This window comes from Erwinia artemisiae, from assembly GCF_051400835.1.
Taxonomy (GTDB): domain Bacteria; phylum Pseudomonadota; class Gammaproteobacteria; order Enterobacterales; family Enterobacteriaceae; genus Erwinia; species Erwinia aeris.
The window spans coordinates 1-22,579 of the sequence record NZ_JBLFFM010000010.1 but is presented as its reverse complement, the minus strand read 5'-3'; the positions used below and the strand labels follow the sequence as shown (position 1 = coordinate 22,579).

The window sequence follows — 22,579 nt, the reverse complement described above, 5'->3', positions numbered from 1 at the left end:
ATCATCAGCATCCTCTCCGTGCAGCCGCGTGCTTTAGCCGCGCCTCGCAAAGCGCCAGCAGACTGGCCGTTGTGTGGTGACGTTCAGGAAAGAGCAGGCTGATGGCGATATGGCGCGCCAGCGCCAGCGTGGTAAAAATGCTGATATTAGCGATATCCGCTGCGGCCGATCGCGCCAGCCAGGCCGCCAGAAAAGCATCTTCATGCACGGCCAGCGCTTTGTCGTCGCCGTAGTCCCGCAGCGCCTGCTCGCGCAGATGAGCGATATAGTTGCCTGCATCCAGCGATGGCGGCCCCAGGGCGGCAAGATCGAAATCCAGTACGGCAAGCTGCCCTGGCCGTGCGTCCGTCAGCAGCAGCTGGGCGGGATAGAAATCACGATGGAGAAAAAGGCCGGGCGTGGGGCTTAGCGCCAGCGCCAGCTGCTCACAGGCGCGGCTGACGTCGGCTATCCTGGCGGCCCATGCAGGGCGCGTCGTCGCGGCCTGTTGCAGCCGCTGCCGCAGCGTCTCCAGCTCGTCTTTTACCGACCAGCGCTTACCCGCAACGGCCCGCTGCGCGGCGCGGCTGTGCTGTAGCCGGGCCAGCGCCGTGCCGACCAGCTCGCCCGTTGCCGCCAGCTGTTTATTATCCGGCGACAGCGCTTCGGTGACGCGCTCACCGGCGATATGCTGCTGGAGCCAGAGATTTTGCGCTTCGAGCACGGCCAGAGGCTCAGGCACGATAATATCGCTGTCACCGCTAAAACCGTTGCGCCACAGCGCCTGCTGGACAAGAAAACCATGCGGCTCGAACCCTTTATAACGGTATTTGCCAATAATGCTCAGTTCGTCCGGCGCTGATGTCCAGCGCCAGGCCAGCACTGCGCGACGACCGGGCTTGTGGGTAACGAGCGTAGCCTCCTCCAGCATGGCGGCGGCAGGCAATCCCAACGCCTGACGCAGCAGCGGCGCTATGCGCGGCTTGCTCAGCAGCCCGGACAGCGCCGCTGACGGATCGGCGGGCGGCTCGCGCTGCGCCATCAGCTCTTCGGCCCGCTGCAACAGTTCGGCGATATGCTGCGGCCAGCCCGCCGTGCGCTTGCGAAACGGTTCAGCGGCCAGCTGCAACAGCGCCAGCGCCGTATAATCAGCCAGCAGCGGCGGCAGATGGCCGCGCTGCTGACGATATCCCTCATGTAGCGCGGCGACAATCCGCCTGGCCTGGTTTGGCGTCAGCGTTTTCTCAATGACCTGCAGTTCCAGCCTGGCCTGAAAAGCGGCCAGATCGACGGCGGGATGACCGGCTGTGGCTCTGTCCCAGTCAATCAACCGCAGCTGGCTCTCCACGGTGCGTTTGACCACCTGATCGACAGTGAAATCGCCGTGGATAACCACGCGCCGGAACAGGCGACCCGTCAGTTTTTTTGCCAATCCGGTTAACAGTGAGATAAATTTTTCTTGCTGGATGGGCACCACAACCTTCAGCGTGTTCAGCACCTGCCATGCGTCCCTGATGCCGTCCGGCAGCGGCGCGTCTGGCAGCGATATTTTCAGGCTGTGCAGCCTGGCCAGTTTGCCTCCCAGCAGGAAAACATCCTGCTCCGTCAGGTTGCCGGCCTGCTCCACGCACAGCGTTTCCCCCTCAATCCAGCGGGCGATCAGCAATCGTTGCTCGGGCAGCGCCGCCAGCAGTTCAATTTCGCCGGTGGCGTGCCCCAGCCGGTTGCCTGTCAGCATTGCCTGATAACGTTCATCGCTGGCAAAACGCAGCGTGGCCCAGGGCCGACCGTTGCAGCGCAGCAGCGCCAGCAGCCTGCGTTCCGGCTTATAGCGCAGGATGTTCAGCTCAAGACGCGCCCCGACGGCAATGTCAGGCAACCAGCTGCGCAGCTGCGCGTCCCGCTCACGCGAGCCATTCAGCAAAGCGAGGCCGGGAAGCGCGCGATCGTGCTGTGGATAGCTCAGGATGATCCCCAGCTCGGGAATAGCCAGCGGGGCAAAAGGATCGCCGTTGTTAATGAGCTTTTGCCGTCTGGGATGCCGCCAGGAAACCTCGAAGCGCGTCAGCGTCAGCGCCTTGGCGGCCAGCCAGCGCCGCTGTCCGTCAGCGAACTGGAGGATCAGCGTTGCGACGCAGCTGGTGGCGGGTTTATAACGGATATAGTCGATTTTAAGCGAGCGCAGCCCGGCAAACGGCGGTAAAGCACGTATTCTTGCCGTCAGCAGATCTTCATCAAATAGCGCCGCCAGCCCCGGCAGGTCGCCGTCTTTCCCGATCGGTTCATGTTTATCCCGTAGCATAGGATACGTCCCTGTTGTTGCTTTGCTGTAGTGCCCACAGACAGGCGTAGCGCCCGCGCCTTTCCAACAGCAGCTCGTGCGTGCCCTGCTCAACGATTTCGCCCTCTTCCATTACGAGGATCCTCTGGGCTCGCGCGGCAAAGGAAAGGTTATGCGTTACGATAATCGTGGTGCGGCCAGCCATCAGCCGGGTCAGCGCGCCGGTCAACCGATGCTTGCTTTCGCAGTCCAGGCCCGTATCCGGCTCGTCCAGCAGCAGCACCGGGCTTTGCCTGACGGCGGCGCGTGCAATCGCGATACGCTGGCGCTGGCCGCCGGACAGCGAGTGTCCCCTTTCGCTGAGCACGGTGTCGTACCCCTGCGGCAGCCGCATAATAAACTCGTGCGCGCCTGCCAGCCTGGCGGCGGCGTAAACCTGTTCATCCGTCACGGCTTTCAGCGCCGCCATGGCAATATTTTCCCGAACGCTCAGGCCGAATAACAGGCTGTCCTGAGGCACATAGCTGATATTTTGCCGCACGCTTTTAATCGTACAGTGCCGAATATCCCGCCCGTCGAGCAGAATACGGCCCGCCTGCGGATCGTACAGCCGCAGCAGCAGGCTAAGCAGCGTGGATTTCCCCGTGCCGGAAGATCCGACAATAGCCAGCGACTCGCCGACGCCCAGGGAAAAGCTGATATGCCGCAGCGTGCCGTGCTGTTGCGAGGCCGAATAGCTAAAGCCGACGTCTTCGCAGCAGATTTCGCCGCGAACGCTGACCGTCTGCGCGTCCGGCCGATCGACAATTACCGGCCGGACATCCATCAGGCTGGTGACGCGCTCGCCTGCGGCCAGCGCTTTGGACAGGCGTCCGGCATATTTAGCGTACTCGCGCACGGGCCGAAATGAGTTTTTAAGGTAGGAGACAAAAATCAGCAAATCGCCGGGCGACATCCGGCTTTTCAATACTTCGCTTGCGCCATAATAGAGGACCGCTGCCGTGGCGAAAGCGATGATCAGATCGGCTTTCCGTTCCAGGCCCGCCAGCAGGCGACGGGACTGTACGTTTTGCCGCAGGCTTTTTACGTCGTCAACCGCGAAACGGCCGGCGGCGACGGACTCCAGCGACAGCGCCTGCACCACGCCTATCGCACCGAGAAATTCAGCGGCGCTGGCAGCCAGCGCCCCTTCCCGCTTGCGCTGATCGCGGCTGACCTTATGCACCTTCACGCTGGTGCGACGAATGCTGAACAGCAGCAGCGGCATCAACAACAGCGACAGCAGCGTCAGTTTCCAGTTGATATAGAGCATCATGCCGAACATGCCGGTCAGGATCAGGATATTCGCCAGCATGGGCACCATCGCCGTAATCATCGCCTCGCGCAGCATGCCGATATCGTTGATCAGCCGCGTGGTGAGATCGCCGCTCTTCGCCTGATGATGAAAGCTTAACGACAGGCTTTGCAGATGACTGAACAGCGCCTGACGAAGCATGCTGATGATGCGATTGCCCGCCATCGCCAGGCCGACGGTGCTCAGGTAGCTCAGGCCGGCTTTGACGGCGGCAATCAGGATGACGCTGCCGGCGCAAAGCAACAGCAGACCCGCCGCGCTAAAATGGCCAACCAGCGTATTCAGCCTGCCCGTAACCGGCGCGCCAGGCTGCGCCAGCACCTCGTCGATAATAAAGGCCAGCGGCCACGGCTCCAGCAGGCGCATGCCCGTCGCCAGCAGCAGGAAAAGGAACGAACGCACGATTAAGCCGCGCTGCTGGCGAAGCCAGGGAGCGAAACGGGCAGCAATGGGCAGCCAGGGCAGAGACATTAGCTTGCGCTCCCGACAGGCATTTGCGCCAACCGCAGCGTCTCGCTGACTATTTTATCCCAGCTGTGATGCTCCGTGACGAAGCGTCGGGCGGCTACCCCCAGGCGCTGGCGCAGCAAAGGCTGGTCCACCAGCTGCCGAAGCAAAACGCAAAGCGCCGTGGCATCGCCCGGCTCTACCAGCATGCCCGTGACGCCGTGGTCAATCACTTCGGCAAGATGGCCGACCCGCGTTGCCACAACCGGCAGCTGCGCGGCCATATACTCATAGATTTTCAGCGGCGAAAAGTAGAAGTCCGCCAGCTGCGGATAGGGCGCGACGGCAATGTCTATCCTGTTCAGCCAGTCCGGCACCGTCGCCGGGCTAACGGCTCCGGCGAAAGCGACGCCGGAAATCGCTCTCGCCTGCACCGTTTTTTGCAGTTTCTGCCGCTGTGGCCCATCGCCAACAATCAATAGCCAGACGTCAGGACGCTGCAGCTGGAGCAGTACAAAAGCATCCAGCAGCGTTTCTACGTCGTGCCAGGCCTTAAGCGTGCCGACAAAGCCGATGGTTATCGCTCCCCAGCTGGTTTCCGGCTGTGGCGGCGCGATGGGAGGCCGAAAGCGCAACGGATCGACACCGTTAGCAATAATGTGGATGCGTTCAGCAGAACCGGTAAAGTCAGTCAGCCACTTTTTTACGCCGGGCGAAACGGCAATAACCACCGTCGCGCTGGCAAGCAGCTTTTTCAACACCGCCACGGCCTTCTTTTCTGCCACCAGCTCGCGGTAGCGTTTTTGTTCCTCAATCAGCGGCGCGTTGACTTCCAGCACCGTGCGCCAGCCCTGTCGGTGCGCATACGCCAGTCCGGCGAAGCTCCACAGGGAATAGCGTTCATAGACCAAATCAAACGGGCCTTCCGCCTGGAGCGCCTGCTCCAGCTGAGAATTAACGGCCAGCGCCGTTTCAACCCGCGTCAGCGCATTGTCCACCGCTGGCGGATCGAAGGGATCGAGCGAAACAAGTTTGATCCCTTGCAGATCGTCGGGCGGCGTGGCAATGCGACGAGCAAAAAGCACGATCTTCGCGCCCTCTCGGAGAAGCGCGCGCAGCACTTCCTGAATATGGACGGATGCACCCTTACAGCCAAAAACGGGGATCCCGCTATCTGCACAGATGAAAGCAACTCGCATAAATGAAAATCCTTTTTTCATACGCAGAATTTATTTCTGCTGTGGAGTAAATATCTTTTGCATTTCCATGATGTTACGGTCGATGTCGTAGTCGCGAACAATCATTCTGCGCGCCTGCCTTGCCAGCTTTTCACGCATATCCTGCCCGCTCAGCAGCATCACTATCGCATCGGCCAGCCCGATGGCATCATCAGGGTCGACGCACAGCCCGGTTTGACCATCAATGACCAGCTCCGGGATCCCTGCCACGCGTGTGGAAATCACCGGTGTACCCAACGCCATCGCTTCAACCAAAATGGTTGGCAGACCGTCGCGATCGCCGTCCTCGCTAATGGTGCAGGGCGCAACCACCATGGCGCTCTCCTGCATCGCTGCCGCCACCTGCTGGCGCGGTAACAGACCGGTAAAAGTCACCTGTGCCTGTAGCTCGCAGGCCGCGACAGCCGCCTCAAGCGCCGCCCGTTCCGGGCCGTCGCCAATCAGCGTGCAGTGGAACGGAATGGCTCTGGCCTGCAGCTGCGCCAGGGCGGCAATCAGCGTCCGAAACCCTTTTTTAGGCACCAGCCGCCCCACCGCCAGAATAGCGGCCTGCCGCCTGAGCGGGGAAAGCCAGGGAAACTGGCGCAGATCCAGACCGTTATAAAGCCGGCTGACTTTCTGCCAATCGCCGCCGTAACGCTCGCATAGCCAGGCAAGATTGTAATCGGACACGGTTATCACATGGCTGGCGTCCTCTATTTTGCGGGCCAGCCGGATATCCGTGTCATAGCGGTAATAGATGTCTTTTGCATGGGCGGTAAAAGACCAGCTTATGTTGCTGAACTTTGCACCAAGCCGCGCCACGGTAGCGGCCTGGGTGGCAAAATGCGCATGCAGATGCCGCAGTGCGTGCTGTCTGACGGCCAGCGCGAGCGCTATGCCCTGCGCCAGCTCGTGCACGTCGTGATCCCGCTCCTCTGCCAGCCGGGTGGCAAAATCAGGCAGCACCTCCAGTGCCTCTTTTACCAGGCTCCAGAAAAGTTCGGTGTTACGCTGCTTATTCGCCAGGCGAATAACCGGCGCTTTCACCGTGCCGATATCGGGCTGAAAATGCGTTTCCATCACCGGCCCGAGCGCAAAAATCGTCAGGCTGAGGCCCGTACGCTCATGCGCCAGGATTTCACTGACGACAAATGTTTCTGAGAAACGTGGGTAGCGTTTCAGCACGTAGCCCACGCGCAGCGGTTCAGACGCCATCAGACATACTCCCCGATACGCCTGCCGTTGAGTATTTGCCGGACGCTGACGGCTACCTTTTCCAGACCGTCAAAATTAAGCTTTTCACGCGGATTAACAAAATGGCGCGGCTGCTTCAGCCAGTCGCCCAGCCGTTCCTGGGTCAGATGAGCCGGATGCAGCGCGTCAATCAACCCCAGCGCGGCAAGTTTCGTCGCTCTGATCCACTGTTCCTGGCGGGGAGCGATGCGCGGCACAATCAGCGCCGTTTTATTAAAAGCCAGGATTTCCGTCAGGGTATTATATCCGCCCATCGCAATAACGCGGCTGGCGTAGCGCAGCAGTTTTAGCGGTTCCGCCACGAATTCCACCACGGTTTTTTCAGGAAACCCTACGGCCAGTTTTTTTAGCCGTAGCCGCTGCGGCTCGGGCATCATCGTTCCGGTCACTAATACGCCGTGCATCCCGTTGGGCAATACGGTGCTGACGAAGCTTTCCGCCAGGCGAAAGCCATCCTGCCCGCCGCCCACGACGCACAGCGCATAAGGCCGGGCGACAGGCGCAGCCTCATCATCACCAAAGCTTTGAATGCGGCGCGTCGCGTCCAGATAGCCGGTAAAAATCATCTTATTTTTGGTCGCGGCGTCAAAGTGATATTCGCGGGCCAAATCGTAAAGCGCCCTGTCGCCGTAAACCCAAATCGATGAATAAAACTTCCTGAGCGCCGCGCTGTTTTCTTGCTTATACCACTGTTTTTTCACCGCTTCGGGGTCGTCTATAATATCGCGCAGACCTAATATCAGATGCGTTTTTTTAGCGGCCAGCAGCGGCAGACTGAGATCCAGCTCGCGCATGGCGCCGCGCGGCACGTTATCCACAATCATAATATCCGGCGAGAAAGCGTTGATAGCCGCGTAAATAATTTGCGAGCGAAGCCTGACCAGCGGCTGAACCTTTTTGCCCAACGCGCGGGGGCGATACTTTCCCTCTACGGTCTTCTGCCAGGAAGGCAGGATAAGGCTGTCTGCGCCGGGCGGCAGCATAAAGGCACCGGCTGCACGCACGCCTGAAATAAGCAATATCTCAGCATCAGGGCAGGCTGCTGTTATTGACTGACTGAGCAACATATTTCGGCGTATATGGCCGAATCCCATTGTATCATGTGAATAAAAGACACAGCGGGGATTTCTGGAAGGATCCATTTCCATTCATCCTGTTATTAACGCTATTTTAAGATGGCCGCCCGGTTATTTCACCCGTAAAACTCCCGGATTATTTAAAAACGGCAAACGCTTATCATGGTTAAATATTTGCAGCCATTAATCATTTAATAAAATAAGCGTAAAAAAAGGCTACACAAAGCGCGGCAGGCCGTCAACGGCAAGGGGGAAAAAGCGGAATAATCACATTTTTGCGCGAATATTAATTAATAATTAATTAACAAATGCATCATGCTTGCGGCGAGAAATAAAAAAGCCGGGGAGGATCCCCGGCCTGAGTGTGAAGATGCTTAGCGAGTCGCTTTGGAAGGCGACTGCATAAAGCGGAAGAAGTCGCTGTCCGGGCTCAGTACCATTACGTCCTGATTGCTGTTGAAGCTGCTGTCGTAGGCGCGCAGGCTGCGGATAAAGGCATAAAAATCCGGATCCTGACTGAAGGCGTCGGCAAAGAGTTTCGCCGCTTCGGCATCCCCTTCACCGCGCGTCATCAGCGCGGTACGCTGCGCTTCGGCCAGGGTGCGCGTGACCTCATAGTCAGCGCCCGCACGCAGTTTCTCTGCCTCTTCCTGACCCTGTGAACGCTGGCTACGAGCAACCGCTTCACGCTCGGCGCGCATACGATTGTAGATAGCGTCAGACACCTCGGTCGGCAGGTTGATCTGCTTGATACGCACGTCAACGACCTGAATGCCCAATGCCGCCATACTGTTCGGATTCACCGCTGGCTCTTTGCTGCTGGTTTCGCGCTCTACGCGCGCCGCAGCGGAAGCGATAGCATCATCGGCCGCTGGCGTGGCGATCTCGTCATCCTGGCCTGCGCTGCCGGTGTTCAGGGCGTCACGCACGTCGGTAGTCAACCGTCCACGCGAGTCGGTAACGATATCTTTAACGTCCAGACGACCAATCTCAGAACGCAGACGGTCGCTGAATTTACGTTTCAGCAGCACTTCCGCCTGCGAAACGTCGCCGCCGCCGGTAGCCAGATAGTAGCGGCTGAAATCGCTGATGCGCCATTTGATATAGGAATCCACGATCAGATCTTTCTTCTCTTTGGTGACGAAGCGATCGGCCTGGTTATCCATCGTCTGCAGGCGCGCGTCCAGCGACTTCACGGATTCCAGGAAAGGGATCTTGAAGTGCAGGCCCGGCGCATAGACCAGCGGTTTATTTTCATCGTCGCGCAGTACTTTGCCAAAGCGCATAACGATGCCGCGCTGGCCTTCCTGCACCACAAACAGCGATGCGTAAAGCACCACCAGCACCACAATTAATACCACGATTAATGGCTTACGCATCCTTAATCTCTCCCTTCGCGCTGGGTGTCGTTACGCTGAGCATTAACCCGACGCTGATCCATAATGCTGTCCGGGCTGAACGACGAGCCGTTGCTGGCGCGTTCATTGCTGCCCGAGGCTGCCGGCAGATGGAGCAGGCTGTTATTGTTCTGCCCCGCTGACGCTGGGGCGCTCTGGCCGCGCATCAGCTGATCCAGCGGCAGTACCATCAGGTTGTTGCCCTTATCGTTAACCAGCACCTTACGGGTGTGGCTCAGTACGCGCTCCATGGTTTCAATATAGAGACGCTCGCGGGTAATCTCCGGCGCGGCTTTATATTCCGGCAGCAGCTTGGCGAAGCGTGCCACTTCACCCTGCGCTTCCAGCACGGTACGCGTTTTATAAGCGCGTGCTTCTTCCAGAATACGCTGAGCCTGGCCGTTGGCGCGCGGCTGGACTTCGTTGGCGTAGGCTTCCGCTTCACGAACGTACTGCTCGCGGTTTTCACGCGCGGCAATGGCATCGTCAAAGGCGGCTTTCACCTCTTCCGGCGGACGAGCGGCCTGGAAGTTGACGTCCAGCAGCGTAATGCCCATATCGTAAGGACGGATCGTCTCTTCCAGCTCGCGCTGGGTATCGCTACGCACGACGGTACGACCTTCTGTCAAAATGCGATCCATCGTTGAGCGGCCGATTACGCCGCGCAGCGCGCTGTCCGTCGCCTGGCGCAGGCTGTCGTCCGCGCTGGTTACGGCAAAAAGATAGCGTTCCGGGTTGGTCACGCGGTACTGCACGTTCATTTCCACGCGCACCACGTTCTCGTCCGAAGTCAGCATCGTTCCTGATGCAGCCAGTTCGCGTACCGCCTCAACGTTGACGGCACGAACCTGATCGATAAAGGTCGGCTTCCAGTTCAGGCCCGGCTCTACCAGATGGCTGAACTTGCCAAAACGTGTTACCACGCCGCGCTCCGCCTCTTTAATGGTATAGAAACCGCTGCCTGCCCAAATCACTACCGCAGCAACGGCAACGATGCCGATCAGGCGACCGCCGCGTCCCGGCGCCTGCTGGCCGCCGTCGTTTTTACCACCGCCGAAACCGCCAAGCTTTTTGCTTAACTTGCGGAAAATATCATCCAAATCAGGAGGCCCTTTATCGCGCCCTCCTTTGTTTCCCCCGGGGTTGCCGCCTTGATTATTGCTGCTCCCCCACGGGTCGCGGTCCTGTCCGTTATTCCCGGGCTGATTCCACGCCATGTTTCTGCTCCATTTATTGTGTATGCGGTGTTATCCCAGAGCCGGGATACGCGAGTCGGGCGTCAAACAATGTAATCCACCAGCTCCGGTTCCTGTTTACACAGGCGGCGCCAGTCAACGATGGGCATGCGTATCTGTAAACCTACGCTGCCGTCATCTTCATTCCACTCTTTTTCTATCGCCTGCAGCTGATAAAAGCGGCTGCGCAGCCGCCCCGCTTCCGGCGGCAGGCGTAAATCGTATTGGGCTATTTCGCCTGCCAGCCGCTCGGTCAGCGCCTGAAACAGCAGCGGAATGCCTTCGCCCGTTTGCGCGGAAACCCAGACGCGAACCGGCAGGTTTTCATCATTGCGATCGATCCTGGGGACAAAATCTTCCAGGGCATCAATCTTATTCATCACCTGTAGCGTCGGAATGTCGTTTGCTTCGATCTCTTCCAGCACTTCTTCTACAGCTTCAATATTCTCATCCACGCGCAGATCGGCGGCGTCGATAACGTGCAGCAGCAGCGTGGCCTGCCGTGTTTCCTGCAGCGTCGCTTTAAAAGCGGCGACCAGATCGTGCGGCAGGTGACGGATAAAGCCAACGGTATCCGCCAGCACCACTTCGCCTACGTCCGCCACGTCCAGACGACGCAGCGTGGGATCCAGGGTCGCAAACAGCTGGTTGGCGACATAGACCTCGGCAGAAGTAATGCGGTTAAAAAGGGTGGATTTTCCGGCGTTGGTATAGCCGACCAGCGAGAGCGTAGGCACATCGGCCTTGTTGCGCGCCTGACGTCCCTGATCGCGCTGCTTCTCTACTTTCTCAAGCCGGGAAAGGATAAGCGTGATGCGGTTGCGCAACAGACGACGGTCGGTTTCCAGCTGTGTTTCACCCGGGCCACGCAGGCCGATACCGCCTTTCTGGCGTTCCAGGTGGGTCCAGCCGCGTACCAGACGCGTGGCGAGATGGCGTAGCTGAGCCAGCTCGACCTGAAGTTTACCTTCGTGGGTACGCGCACGCTGCGCGAAGATATCCAGGATCAGGCCGGTGCGGTCGATTACGCGGCACTGGCACAACGCTTCAAGGTTGCGCTCCTGGGCCGGACTAAGGGCGTGATCGAAGAGCACGACAGAAGCGCCGCTGGCTTTAACCGCCTCGGCTATTTCTGTGGCTTTACCTTCACCAACAAAATATTTTGGATGTGGCGCCTTGCGGCTTCCGGTAATTACGCGTAGTGCTTCGACACCAGCGGAAGAGACAAGAGTTTCGAACTCCTGTAAATCTTCCATATCTCTGTCTTGGGAGAAATAGATGTGTACCAGTACGGCCTGCTCACCGGCATCATAACGGTCAAACAAACTTAAAACCTCTCAGAACCTTGTTGAACCTGCTTTACGATGGCCATACTGCCTGGGATCAGAGGCAAAATGCACATTTGCGCTAACTAGCGACGCCCGTTCGCCTTTTCCTGAGAAGAGGCGCGAGTCAGGGACATTGCCAGGACGGGCGAGCCGGCCCGTCCTGAAAGAAGAGCGATTACTCTGCGTCGTCACTTTCCTGCTGGGGCTGCGATGATGCTCCCTGATTACTGCCACCGTGATGATAGTTGCTGCTTCCGCCACCCGCGTTGTTGCTATGATGGGAGACCGGACGGGACGGAACAACGGTAGAAATGGCATGTTTATAAACCATCTGGCTAACCGTGTTTTTCAGTAAAATTACAAATTGGTCAAATGATTCAATCTGACCCTGCAGTTTAATACCATTCACCAAATAAATCGAAACCGGAACACGTTCGCGACGCAGTGCGTTCAAGAACGGATCTTGCAATGATTGCCCCTTAGCCATTCTATCTTTTCCTTATATGCTTGTTGTTTACTACTTAAGAGCTTGCGCTCTGAAATACTGCGTAAAAATTTGCGCACGATAACGCACCAATTGTACACAATCACCCAGCCTTCGCACTAAGAACCTGTAATACCTCTGCCAGCGCCGCCTCAGGTTGTTCGCTATCCAGCCAGTGAACATCCTTCCAGCCGCGCAGCCAGGTTATCTGGCGCTTGGCTAATTGCCGTGTTGCGCAAATTCCCCGATAAACCATTTCATCGTAATCGATCTCGCCCTGCAAAAATGACCACATCTGGCGATAACCCACACAACGAATGGAAGGCATGTCCGTATGCAAATCACCTCGTGCAAAAAGTGCCCGAGCCTCCGCTTCAAATCCTGACGCTAACATTTGCTGAAAACGCAGCGCGATACGCTGATGGATGGTTTCCCGCTCACGAGGAGCGATGGCGAACTGCACCACCTCGTACGGCAACGCTTCACCTGCGGTTTTCGTCAGTTCTGTTAAAGTTTTACCTGAAATAAAAAAAACTTCCAGTGCTCGCGAGAGTCTCTGGGGATCATTCGGATGAATACGATTTCCAGCAATGGGATCTATTTCACATAACTGACGGTGAAGCGCTTCCCATCCCTCTTCACTCGCCCTTTGCTCTATACGCTGGCGTACTTCAGGATCGGCCGGGGGCAACGGCGATAATCCTTCCAGCAGCGCCTTGTAGTAGAGCATGGTACCACCAACAAGCAGCGGGATACGCCCGCTTCGGGTAATCTCTGCCATTTCCGCCAGCGCATCGCGGCGGAACTCCGCCGCCGAGTACGTTTCAGCGGGATCGCGAATATCCAGTAAACGATGGGGCGCCAGCCGCAGCTCCTCTGCCGAGGGCTTGGCGGTGCCGATATCCATACCGCGATAAATCAGGGCGGAATCGACGCTAATCAGCTCAACCGGCAGCTGCTGGCGCAAGGCTATCGCCAGCGCCGTCTTGCCGGAGGCCGTAGGCCCCATCAAAAATATAGCCTTAGGCCGGCCAGCCGTAGATAAGTCACTCATGCTTCAGGGCATTCATCGCCAGTTCAGTATCAACATACTGTAGTAGTCCGGATGGCGGCGATTTAATCAGCTGCGGGCAAAGTCTTTCGACCTCTGCCAGCAGCGCAATCGCCTGCGAGTGATTCCAGTGCGGACGCTCGGTCACAGCGTGCCGCGCTAACCATTGCGCCACCTGCCTGACCGCAATCTCCGGCTGTTGAGCAAGGTAGCCTAACAGTTCTGGAATCAAGATTTGTAAATTTTGTTGGCGCAATGGTAAAGGTACGGCGCGCAGCGTGATGTGCTGCCCGTCCGCTTCCAGCTCTATGCCCATTTGCTGCAATAACGACGCTAAACGACTGGCAGCTTCGCGCTCCGGCTTCGCCATTTTTATCCTGACCGGGATCAGCAGCGGCTGCGGTTTTAACCCTTCTTCGCCAGGCTCCAGCTGCGCCTGCTTCAGCCAGCGCTCCGCCACCGGCAGCGAAATCAGAGCCAGGCGCTCGCGAGATTCCACCAGCGCAAAGTCGTTATGCAGCACGGTCAGCACGCGGCCAAAGCTTTCGCTGTGACCGCTGAGCGTTGGCTCGGGTTCAGGCTGCGCGCGTGCGCTTTTTGGCTCAACCGGACGCGACGACGCCTCGCGCGCGGCAGGCAATTCAGGCGTTTGCAGCAGCTGGCGATAGAGCGCGCCCTCTTTTTTCTGGTAGCCTGGCTCCTGATGTTGCCAGCCTGCCGCGGCTTTCCCGCCGCTGTTGCCTCCGCCGTTACTTCCGCCGTGGCCGCCAGCATTACCTTCACCATTACTTCCGCCGTTGCCGCCGCCATTACCTCCACCGTTACTGCCAGCGTTTCTGGCCGGTGCAGGCGCGGAAAAATGGTTGCCGCCCGCCGCCTGTCGGTTCTCTGGCTGCCAGCGCTCGGTCGGCGCTTGAGCCGTCACGCCCGGCAGCGTCTCCGCACCGGCTTCCTGCAGCACGCTGATCACGCCCTGATAGATAAAGTCATGCACCAGCCGCGACTGATGGAAACGCACTTCATGCTTGGCAGGATGCACGTTGACATCTACCTGATGCGGATCGATGGTCAGGTAAAGCACATAGGCAGGCTGATGGTCGCCCAGCTTATCCTGATAGGCCTGGCGGATAGCATGATTGATCAGGCGATCGCGCATCATGCGGCCGTTAACATAGCAATATTGCAGATCGGTAACGGCGCGAGCGCCGATCGGATCTGCGACCCAACCCTGTAGCACGAGATCGCCGTGCTGCCATTCGATAGCCAGCGCATGGCTGAGAAAAGCAGTTCCGCAGATTGCGCCCAGGCGGCGTTCACGCTGCTTGCTGTCGCTGACGGCGCGATACTGGCGGATAAGCTTGCCGTTATGGGTCAGCGAAAACGCCACGTCGAACCTTGCCAGCGCAATACGCCGGATCACCTCGTCGATATGGGTGAATTCGGTTTTCTCCGTGCGCATAAATTTCCGGCGGGCGGGCGTATTATAGAAGAGGTCCAGCACTTCAAGCGTGGTGCCGACCGGATGCGCCGCAGGCTTGATGGTCACGTCCATCTCTCGCCCTTCCGCGTAGGCCTGCCAGGCTTCCGCCTGTTCAGCCGTACGCGAGGTCAGCGTCAGGCGCGAAACGGAACTGATACTGGCCAGCGCTTCGCCCCGAAAGCCGAGGCTCATAATGGCTTCCAGATCGTCAAGCGTGGTGATTTTACTGGTGGCGTGGCGGGCCAGCGCCATCGCCAGCTCGGCTTTGCTGATGCCGCAGCCGTTATCGCGGATGCGGATCAGTTTGGCGCCGCCTTTATCGATCTCGATATCTATTCTTGTCGCGCCAGCGTCCAGGCTGTTTTCGACCAGTTCTTTCACCACCGACGCCGGACGCTCTACCACTTCACCTGCGGCAATCTGGTTGGCAAGCTGTGGCGGCAGTACCTGAATCGGCATAAAAGATCCTTGTTTACGAGGTTGGAATAGTTAACGTCTGCCCCAGCATAACATTTTGCGATTTCATATTATTCGCCTGCTGTATCGCTTTCGGGCTGACGCCATAGTGTGCGGCAATGGCGGTCAGCGAGTCACCGCGCACCACTTTATGCCGCTGCGGCCGGCTGGCGCTCACGCTCTGCGCGCCGGAAGCCGGCACTTTCAGCCGCTGGCCGACCCAAACGACATCCTTCTTCAACGTATTCATCGAACGCAGCATCGCCATGCTGACGCCGTAGTGGTCGGCAATCCCGGAAAGCGTCTCGCCTCTTTTCACCACGTGGCGCGTTACCGCACCGGCATAGCGCGTGCTGACCGGGGCGGGATTAGGCTGAACATCAACCGCCGTTGCGGACTGCAACGGTCGGTTTTCCTCCTTTGGGATGGATTGCAGCGGGTGCGCCAGGAAGTAGTTGCGCAGGCCTTTATAAATCGACTCGGCAATCTTCTGCTGGTAAGCGCTACTGCCGAGCAGTCGCTCCTCCGAAGGGTTACTGATAAAGCCGGTTTCCACCAGCAGCGAAGGGATATCCGGCGAGCGTAATACCCCCAGGCTGGCGTGTTCCGGGCGTCGTTTGTGCAGCGAGCCAACGCGCTGTAGCTGGGCGATAACCTTAACCGCTACGTCATAGCCAACGCGCTGCGAGTGGCCGAACTGCAAATCGAGCACCGCCTGGCTGAGATAGGGATCGGCCTGGCTGTTAGCCAATAGATCGCCCGCGCCGCCCAGCAGCTCCGACTGTTTCTCGTGCTGCTCCAGCCATCCCGCCATTTCGCTGTTGGCGCGGCGGTTAGAGAGTACCCAGACGGACGCGCCGGACGCGCTACGGTTCGGCGCGGCATCGGCATGGACAGACACCAGCAGATTAGCGTTCTGCTTGCGCGCCACGTCCGAGCGGCCCATCACGGAGATAAAATAGTCGCCGTCGCGGGTCATCACGCCTTTAAACATAGGATCGGCATTCAGCAACGCTTTTAATTTGCGCGCTATGGCGATAGTCACATTTTTCTCTTTCAGCCCGTTCGCGCCGATAGCACCCGGATCCTGGCCGCCGTGTCCGGCATCTATCGCCACGATGATAGCTTCGTCAACGGCACGCACCGTTCTGCCCGGCACCGCGACTTCGTTGCCGTTGCTGACCGCCGTAACGGCGTTGCCCTTAAACGGATTGTCTGCCGGAACGGGCCGCGAAACGCTGCTGACGGCGGCAGATCGCGGAGCCGGACGCGTGCCGTTGATGGTGAAAACCACGTTATAGGTGCTGCCGTTACGCTGGGTCACGGCGCGCGTTTTTCCCGGCTGCGTCAGCTCGAACACCAGCCGGATGCTCTGCTTATCCTTTGGCGTGCTGGCGCGAATACGCTTCACCATATTATCGCCGCTGAACGTCAACGGCAGGCCTTTGATCACGCCGCTCTGGCGAATATCCAGCACCACCCGTTCCGGATTGTGCAGCGGAAAGAAGCCATACACCGGTTGACCACCGAAGCTCAGCGTGATCGAGGCCCTGTCGTTGCCGTTTGAAACCTGTATATCCGATAAATTAGCGGCCAGAGTGGAAAACGTACTCAGTAAAGCAGCCAGCAGCAGTCCCAGCTTGATCATTGTCCGTCTTTCTCCATGCGGGCCAGGATCGCCTCGCCCTCTGCCGAGCAGGCCTCAAGCTCTGCCTGACGGGCTTCGCCCTGATAACTGAGACGCAGTTCAATATCCGGCGGCGGAAGAAAGCCCGCACCCTGCTGCGGCCATTCGACCAGGCAAAGGCTGTCGCCGCCGAAATAGTCGCGGATCCCCATGAATTCCAGCTCTTCAGGGTCGGCCAGCCGGTAGAGGTCGAAATGATAAATGCGACGATCCGGCAGAACGTAAGGCTCTACCAGCGTATAGGTCGGGCTTTTCACGTTGCCCTGGTGACCCAGCGCCTGTAAGAAACCGCGACTGAACGTGGTTTTCCCCGCGCCCAAATCGCCATACAAATAGAGTGTTGCCGCGCTGTGACAGGCGCGGGCCAGGCTGGCTCCCAGTGCGAGAGTGGCAGCCTCGTCGGACAATGCGATAGCGGTCTTCATTCTTTTCTGTTCAGGATCTCTGGGTTAACAAACAGGTACAGCTCGGAAAACAGATCGGTCGCCAGCATCCCGCGCGTGCCCAGACGTTGCGATACGGCTTCCGCCGCAGCGCCGTGGGCCACGCAGCCTGCGCAGGCCGCTTCATACAGCGAGAGCTTCTGGCCTGACAAACTGCTGATAATGCCGGAAAGCACGTCGCCCATGCCGCCGGTCGCCATACCGGCGTTACCGACATCGGCAATCGCCATCTCGCCCGCTTCACTGGCAATCAGCGTGCCGGCCCCTTTCAGGACCACCACGCCGCCGTAGCGTTTAGCCAGGCTGCGAGCGGCAAGTAAGCGGTCACTCTCTATTTCGCTGGTTTTTACATTAAGCAGACGGGCCGCTTCGCCCGGATGCGGCGTAATGACTCGATTTTGACGTTTATCGCCAGCGATTGCCAGCAGGTTAAGCGCGTCAGCATCCCAAAGCATCGGTTTAGACGATTTTTTTACTTTTTCCAGGGCATCTTTACCCCAGTCACGCTGCCCCAGCCCCGGGCCAATCACAATGACGTCGGCCCATTCCAGCGCCTCATCAAGCGCCCGATCGCTTAGCGTCTGTACCATTAGCTCGGGCCGCGCCGTTAACAGCGGTGAGACATTATCTTTGTGAGTAAGTACTCGCACTAAGCCTGCTCCGGCGCGCAACGCGGCTTCGCCCGTCATCCGGATGGCGCCAGCCGTTCCCTGATCGCCACCGATTATCACCAGCTTGCCATGGTCGCCCTTATGAGAAGTGGGCTTACGCGGCGGCAGCCAGCGCGTCAGCACGGAAGCATCGTAGCGCGCCATCGGTGCAGTTTGCCCTGCCAGCCAGGCATCCAGCCCAAGGGCATGGAAATGTAGCTGACCGACGCAATCCCGTGCTTTACCGGTCAGCAGACCCGGCTTAAGCGCGATAAACGTTAGCGTATGGGCGGCGTTAATAACTGCGCCGGGAGTGGTCCCGTTAGCAGCCACTAACCCGGAGGGTATATCTACGGCAAATACCGGCGCGCTGGCCGCATTCGCTTTCTCAATCAGCCGGGCGTATTGGTCGCCAGGGGCGCGGTTCAGCCCGGTGCCCAGTAGCGCATCGATAATAATATCGCTTTGTTCAGGCCAGGGCGTGTCCGCCGCATGGATTTCCCCGCCTGCCGCCAGCCACGCGTCGCGCGCCTGTGTCGCTTCTTCCGGCAGCGCCTTCGATCCTTCGCAGGCAATGACCGTCACCTCCTTCCCTGCCGATAGCGCCAGGCGAGCCGCAATAAAACCGTCGCCGCCGTTATTGCCGTGGCCGCACAGGATCAGCCAGCGTTTCTTCTCCGGGTACAGGGCCTGAACGTGGCGGAATGTCGCTTCGCCCGCCCGCTGCATCAGCTCAAACAGCGTGATCCCCAATGCGTCCGCGCCCTCGCGCTCAAGTTGCGCAATCGCCTCTACAGGCCAGACAGAATAGGGTAAACTGGTCGGGTTATTTAGCTGGTTCAGGTTAGTCATGTCGCATCCTCTCGATCTTTCTCAATTCGCCCTGGAAATTAAACAGTGGGGGCTGGAACTCGGCTTTCAGCAGGTCGGTATCTGCGATACCGATCTTAGTCTGGAAGAGCCGCGCCTGCAGGCCTGGTTAGACAAGCAATATCATGGCGAAATGGACTGGATGGCGCGTCACAGTATGATGCGCGCCCGCCCTCATGAGCTACAGCCCGGCACGCTGCGGGTTATCAGCGTGCGCATGAATTATCTGCCCGCTAAGGCGGCGTTCGCCAGCACCCTAAAAAATCCGCAGCTTGGCTACGTTAGCCGCTATGCGCTGGGACGTGATTACCACAAAGTATTGCGCAATCGCCTGAAAAAGCTCGGCGATCGTATCCGTGAGCGCTGCGAAGAGGCTGAGTTTCGGCCTTTTGTCGACTCGGCCCCGGTGCTGGAAAGACCGCTGGCGGCCAAAGCGGGGCTGGGCTGGACGGGCAAACATTCTCTGATCCTGAACCGGGAAGCCGGCTCGTGGTTTTTTCTTGGCGAACTGCTGATCAACCTGCCTTTACCGGTCGATTCACCGCAGCAGGAGCAGTGCGGCCGCTGCGTCGCCTGCCTGACCACCTGCCCGACCGGCGCGATAGTCGAGCCTTACGTCGTGGATGCCAGGCGCTGTATCTCCTATCTGACCATTGAACTGGAAGGCGCCATTCCGGAAGAGTTCCGGCCGCTTATCGGCAATCGCATTTACGGCTGTGACGACTGTCAGCTAATCTGCCCCTGGAATCGCTACGGTCAGCTAACGGATGAGGATGATTTCAGCCCGCGCGCCGTGCTTCATGCGCCGCCCTTAACCGACCTGTTTGCCTGGGACGAGGCGACCTTTTTACGCGTGACGGAAGGATCGGCGATCAGACGTATCGGTCATCTTCGCTGGTTGCGCAACGTCGCGGTAGCGCTGGGCAATGCGCCCTGGTCAGAGGAAAACGTGGCGGCCTTACAAAACCGTCAGGGAGAAAATCCGATGCTGGACGAGCATATTACCTGGGCGCTGACCCGTCAGCTGGCAAGGCGAGCGGAAAACGCGATTGAGGTGCAGAGCGGCCAGCAAAAGCGGCTGGTGCGCGTCATAGAAAAAGGATTGCCGCGCGACGCATAAATAACCACGTAGGCTGCCTGCGTCGTTAAGCCACTTTTCCACACGCTGTGCATAAAAATAAAAAGCCGTTGTCATTCAACTGCCACAGAAAGCGCAAGCGATCTCTATAACATTTTGAAATATTAATTTTTCTTTATAAATCAAAAAGATAAAAAATGTGCGTAACGTCTTTTATTCCTGAATAGCAGGCAGGGGTAGATCGCAACCTGTGGATAACTCTGTTGAAGGTTATTCTGTACAGGCTGAAAAAAGCGAAACCCAGCCGCTAAAGGGCTGTGGATAACTCGATCAGAAATGATAATGATGAATGTTCTGGAGCGGGAAACGAGACTCGAACTCGCGACCCCGACCTTGGCAAGGTCGTGCTCTACCAACTGAGCTATTCCCGCAAAGAGATAATACTAAGAGTTAACCGCGTTAAAATTGTTAACTTGTTGATTTTAAAAGAATTGTTATTCTCTTATGGTCGAACGGGTGCGATTATGAACGTATCATTGAGCAAAAACAAGCTTTTTTCTGCTGTCTGCGGCTAATTGTTGCTGGCGATCGTCGCCTTGCTACGCATCTATGCGTAGGCTGACAGACAGGGTGATAAACGCTCCTCGAATGCAGAGTAAACCCTCGGGCTGCGCGTTTATACCTCATGGAGAGGCCCTTCCCCTTCTTACTATGTTGTTTCATCACTTCGGCTCGTTTCCCTTGTTGGCGTTCCCTGCCGGGCTGCTGCCTGCTCTTAAACCCTACCGGTCATCCTGAACAGGCGAACCGTTAGCTGATTTAACAAAGCCTGCTGTTTAGGGGCAGCCCTCGCCATTATCCTGACCTGCTCCACAGCTGGTCATTAGCACCTCTCATAGATAACCTTCGATAACCTGTTCTTATCCGTATTTCCAGCAGTGACGCCTCCATTAATTTTATTACTTTAAAACTCTTTATAAAAAATATTATCAGGAAGGGTTTGATGACAGTTATCCACTGAAATGCCTTTATAGCCCATGCCAGCAATTTCTCCTTCGTACTCTCTGCGTGTTACAGGAACCGCAGGCTGCCCATGCTGAGTACTGAGCGCAAGGCCGGCTGATGTTTCCCTTTTCCATTTTAACGGCAACAGGCATATCCTGAACGAAAGTAAGCCCCCCCCCTAAAATTAATGTCAACATTCTCAGCACAAGCAGAGAGGTTATGAACCACTAACCGCAAAACCCATTAAAATGTTGCTTTATAGTTAAACACTCAAGGCTAATGTTCGCTCGATCATCACGTTATCACCTGAATAAAGTAAACCATCGGCTTGTGAGCAGTCTGAAACTTCTAAAAAAACAATTCATTACCTCGCTAACCATCCCGTTCTTCCTTAAAAAAATCATTAAATATTAGCCAATTATATCTGATTCCTTTTATTTTTCGCTTAGCCTGTTATTTTCTCCTGTCTTAATTAAGGGTCGTCCAACTATTACCTGCCCTCGGTTACATTTGTGGCCCCCTGCCTGCCTTTTTTATGTTCCCATACAAGCAGATACGCTGGATCTCACTTTTTCCAGCCTGACACCAGGCTATGTTAAAAGTTATTAATATCTTCATCATATATAATTTACCCGGCTATTTAATTTACGGCTAAAGTGATTCATCCGACCAGTAAAAAAAAGATTGAATACAGGGGAAGTTGGCCGCACACTTACTTATGACATTTCTTTGTTATTGCAAAGGATAAAAGCATTGACAAAGATACGCGTTCTGGCGTTTACGGTAAGAATTGATAATTAAAAGGTGTTAAAGCATCCCAGCGCCGTCGACTTTATTTTTAAAAAATTACATTAATTAACAGTAAAACAGACGCGCGCGCCTGACGAGGCAAAAAAATTTCAGGCTCAGCCATGCGCCTGTGGCTGGTTATTAAAAACACATAACAATATCTTCAGGATATGCCACTTATTAAGGACGATAAGCACCATGGATAATAAAGATTCTATTGTTTATTGCATTAACAATCAGATCCATTTTGTTCCTCAGCAGAATAAGCTTATCTCGTGCAAAACGGGAAAAGAGCACGTCACTTACGTTACCGCTTCGCGCTGTTTGCATTTGCTGATTTGCCAAAGCGGGGAAATGGTCTCTCATCATTCCCTGTATGCGGCGGGCTGGGAAAATCATGGGAAAATTGTCACCCCGAATACGCTTTATCAGACTATTTCAAAATTAAGAAAGCAGCTACAGGATGCCGGACTGACGGAAAATATTATTCAGACTCACCCGCGTCGGGGATGGAGTATCAGCGACAAGGTTCCCATTGAGGAAAAAGCGATCGGTGCCATAGCGGATACGATGCTCCAGCAGCAAGGTCTGAAAGGGTTTTGTAGAAAAATTTTTAGCGCTTATCCAAAAAAAATGCTGACTTCCATTGCTCGTTTCCGCTAATCCGCTGTAGCGACGTCCTGTTACAAGCGGGTTCAGCATAACGCATCAGGCAGGGAAGGGTTCCGTGACGTAGCCAGTCCCTGTATTCGTTGTTATTACGCTGCGAGGAGGCGTAAATAAAGGAAGTGCTGCGCCATCTGTTACTCAACAGAAACGGCCAGGCTGGGTCTCAAAAGCAGGTAAGTTTATAAGATTGTGAAATCAGAAACAGAGGGAAAATGGGATAACTACTGACATCAGGATAGGTTACAAAAAGCATTTTGGGAGGATAATACTGGAGCGGGAAACGAGACTCGAACTCGCGACCCCGACCTTGGCAAGGTCGTGCTCTACCAACTGAGCTATTCCCGCT

Annotated in this window: 17 protein-coding genes and 2 tRNA genes; 2 read left to right on the top strand and 17 right to left on the bottom strand. The window is 56.8% G+C overall.

The window, feature by feature from the left end:
- Window positions 1-4 precede the first annotated feature (4 nt).
- The 14 genes from ACMGEE_RS18295 to nnr all read right to left on the bottom strand — a co-directional run bounded on the left by ACMGEE_RS18295 (window position 5) and on the right by nnr (window position 18,674).
- Entirely contained in the window at window positions 5-2,281 is a 2,277-nt protein-coding gene (locus tag ACMGEE_RS18295) for a phosphotransferase family protein (protein WP_436830446.1), read from the bottom strand.
- Window positions 2,268-4,085 (bottom strand): ABC transporter ATP-binding protein, encoded by a 1,818-nt coding sequence (locus ACMGEE_RS18290; RefSeq protein ID WP_369895124.1) that lies wholly within the window; start codon window positions 4,083-4,085, stop codon window positions 2,268-2,270. Before ACMGEE_RS18290 ends, ACMGEE_RS18295 begins: the two co-directional genes overlap by 14 nt.
- A complete protein-coding gene (locus ACMGEE_RS18285; RefSeq protein ID WP_436830445.1) occupies window positions 4,085-5,260 on the bottom strand; it encodes a glycosyltransferase family 4 protein in 1,176 nt (391 codons plus the stop codon). The genes ACMGEE_RS18290 and ACMGEE_RS18285 overlap by 1 nt, the downstream gene beginning before the upstream one ends.
- A 30-nt stretch (window positions 5,261-5,290) precedes the next feature.
- Window positions 5,291-6,496, bottom strand: coding sequence for a glycosyltransferase family 4 protein (locus ACMGEE_RS18280; RefSeq protein ID WP_436830444.1), 1,206 nt, complete (start codon window positions 6,494-6,496; stop codon window positions 5,291-5,293).
- Window positions 6,496-7,518, bottom strand: coding sequence for a glycosyltransferase family protein (locus ACMGEE_RS18275; protein ID WP_369895122.1), 1,023 nt, complete (start codon window positions 7,516-7,518; stop codon window positions 6,496-6,498). Before ACMGEE_RS18275 ends, ACMGEE_RS18280 begins: the two co-directional genes overlap by 1 nt.
- 467 nt (window positions 7,519-7,985) lie before the next feature.
- Window positions 7,986-8,990, bottom strand: coding sequence for a protease modulator HflC (gene hflC / locus ACMGEE_RS18270; RefSeq protein WP_253455887.1), 1,005 nt, complete (start codon window positions 8,988-8,990; stop codon window positions 7,986-7,988).
- A 2-nt stretch (window positions 8,991-8,992) separates the two neighbouring features.
- The gene (gene hflK, locus ACMGEE_RS18265; RefSeq protein ID WP_125290307.1) at window positions 8,993-10,225 is read right to left on the bottom strand and encodes an FtsH protease activity modulator HflK; all 1,233 of its coding nucleotides are present in this window, start codon (window positions 10,223-10,225) and stop codon (window positions 8,993-8,995) included.
- Window positions 10,226-10,287: 62 nt separating this feature from the next.
- A complete protein-coding gene (gene hflX / locus ACMGEE_RS18260) occupies window positions 10,288-11,568 on the bottom strand; it encodes a ribosome rescue GTPase HflX (RefSeq protein WP_125290306.1) in 1,281 nt (426 codons plus the stop codon).
- A 178-nt stretch (window positions 11,569-11,746) separates the two neighbouring features.
- Window positions 11,747-12,058, bottom strand: coding sequence for an RNA chaperone Hfq (gene hfq / locus ACMGEE_RS18255; protein WP_246760812.1), 312 nt, complete (start codon window positions 12,056-12,058; stop codon window positions 11,747-11,749).
- 100 nt (window positions 12,059-12,158) lie between these two features.
- The gene (miaA, locus tag ACMGEE_RS18250; protein ID WP_301730308.1) at window positions 12,159-13,109 is read right to left on the bottom strand and encodes a tRNA (adenosine(37)-N6)-dimethylallyltransferase MiaA; all 951 of its coding nucleotides are present in this window, start codon (window positions 13,107-13,109) and stop codon (window positions 12,159-12,161) included.
- Window positions 13,102-15,045, bottom strand: coding sequence for a DNA mismatch repair endonuclease MutL (gene mutL / locus ACMGEE_RS18245; RefSeq protein WP_253455893.1), 1,944 nt, complete (start codon window positions 15,043-15,045; stop codon window positions 13,102-13,104). Before mutL ends, miaA begins: the two co-directional genes overlap by 8 nt.
- Window positions 15,046-15,058: 13 nt before the next feature.
- Window positions 15,059-16,690, bottom strand: a complete 1,632-nt coding sequence (amiB, locus tag ACMGEE_RS18240) for an N-acetylmuramoyl-L-alanine amidase AmiB (RefSeq protein ID WP_370734794.1) — start codon at window positions 16,688-16,690, stop codon at window positions 15,059-15,061.
- On the bottom strand, window positions 16,687-17,154 hold the full coding sequence (gene tsaE, locus ACMGEE_RS18235) for a tRNA (adenosine(37)-N6)-threonylcarbamoyltransferase complex ATPase subunit type 1 TsaE (RefSeq protein WP_253455898.1): 468 nt from the start codon (window positions 17,152-17,154) through the stop codon (window positions 16,687-16,689). The genes amiB and tsaE overlap by 4 nt, the downstream gene beginning before the upstream one ends.
- The gene (nnr, locus tag ACMGEE_RS18230; RefSeq protein ID WP_436830443.1) at window positions 17,151-18,674 is read right to left on the bottom strand and encodes a bifunctional ADP-dependent NAD(P)H-hydrate dehydratase/NAD(P)H-hydrate epimerase; all 1,524 of its coding nucleotides are present in this window, start codon (window positions 18,672-18,674) and stop codon (window positions 17,151-17,153) included. Before nnr ends, tsaE begins: the two co-directional genes overlap by 4 nt.
- Here nnr and queG point away from each other — a divergent pair.
- On the top strand, window positions 18,673-19,812 hold the full coding sequence (queG, locus tag ACMGEE_RS18225) for a tRNA epoxyqueuosine(34) reductase QueG (protein WP_436830442.1): 1,140 nt from the start codon (window positions 18,673-18,675) through the stop codon (window positions 19,810-19,812). The genes nnr and queG overlap by 2 nt on opposite strands.
- A gap of 313 nt (window positions 19,813-20,125) precedes the next feature.
- Here the strand turns inward: queG and ACMGEE_RS18220 are convergent.
- Window positions 20,126-20,201 (bottom strand) — tRNA-Gly (locus ACMGEE_RS18220).
- Window positions 20,202-20,734: 533 nt separating this feature from the next.
- Window positions 20,735-20,920, bottom strand: a complete 186-nt coding sequence (locus ACMGEE_RS18215; RefSeq protein ID WP_301252882.1) for a hypothetical protein — start codon at window positions 20,918-20,920, stop codon at window positions 20,735-20,737.
- Between the two features lie 842 nt (window positions 20,921-21,762).
- Here ACMGEE_RS18215 and ACMGEE_RS18210 point away from each other — a divergent pair.
- Entirely contained in the window at window positions 21,763-22,227 is a 465-nt protein-coding gene (locus ACMGEE_RS18210) for a winged helix-turn-helix domain-containing protein (protein ID WP_253455906.1), read from the top strand.
- Window positions 22,228-22,502: 275 nt separating this feature from the next.
- Here ACMGEE_RS18210 and ACMGEE_RS18205 read toward each other — a convergent pair.
- A tRNA-Gly gene (locus ACMGEE_RS18205) sits at window positions 22,503-22,578 on the bottom strand.
- Window position 22,579: the final 1 nt, after the last annotated feature.

Bases quoted from the DNA above. Each gene is read 5' to 3' on its own strand.
- ACMGEE_RS18295 (WP_436830446.1), bottom strand. From the start codon at position 2,281: ATGCTACGGGATAAACATGAACCGATCGGGAAAGACGGCGACCTGCCG.
- ACMGEE_RS18290 (WP_369895124.1), bottom strand. From the start codon at position 4,085: ATGTCTCTGCCCTGGCTGCCCATTGCTGCCCGTTTCGCTCCCTGGCTT.
- ACMGEE_RS18285 (WP_436830445.1), bottom strand. From the start codon at position 5,260: ATGCGAGTTGCTTTCATCTGTGCAGATAGCGGGATCCCCGTTTTTGGC.
- ACMGEE_RS18280 (WP_436830444.1), bottom strand. From the start codon at position 6,496: ATGGCGTCTGAACCGCTGCGCGTGGGCTACGTGCTGAAACGCTACCCA.
- ACMGEE_RS18275 (WP_369895122.1), bottom strand. From the start codon at position 7,518: ATGCTGCCGCCCGGCGCAGACAGCCTTATCCTGCCTTCCTGGCAGAAG.
- hflC (WP_253455887.1), bottom strand. From the start codon at position 8,990: ATGCGTAAGCCATTAATCGTGGTATTAATTGTGGTGCTGGTGGTGCTT.
- hflK (WP_125290307.1), bottom strand. From the start codon at position 10,225: ATGGCGTGGAATCAGCCCGGGAATAACGGACAGGACCGCGACCCGTGG.
- hfq (WP_246760812.1), bottom strand. From the start codon at position 12,058: ATGGCTAAGGGGCAATCATTGCAAGATCCGTTCTTGAACGCACTGCGT.
- miaA (WP_301730308.1), bottom strand. From the start codon at position 13,109: ATGAGTGACTTATCTACGGCTGGCCGGCCTAAGGCTATATTTTTGATG.
- mutL (WP_253455893.1), bottom strand. From the start codon at position 15,045: ATGCCGATTCAGGTACTGCCGCCACAGCTTGCCAACCAGATTGCCGCA.
- amiB (WP_370734794.1), bottom strand. From the start codon at position 16,690: ATGATCAAGCTGGGACTGCTGCTGGCTGCTTTACTGAGTACGTTTTCC.
- tsaE (WP_253455898.1), bottom strand. From the start codon at position 17,154: ATGAAGACCGCTATCGCATTGTCCGACGAGGCTGCCACTCTCGCACTG.
- queG (WP_436830442.1), top strand. From the start codon at position 18,673: ATGTCGCATCCTCTCGATCTTTCTCAATTCGCCCTGGAAATTAAACAG.
- nnr (WP_436830443.1), bottom strand. From the start codon at position 18,674: ATGACTAACCTGAACCAGCTAAATAACCCGACCAGTTTACCCTATTCT.
- ACMGEE_RS18210 (WP_253455906.1), top strand. From the start codon at position 21,763: ATGGATAATAAAGATTCTATTGTTTATTGCATTAACAATCAGATCCAT.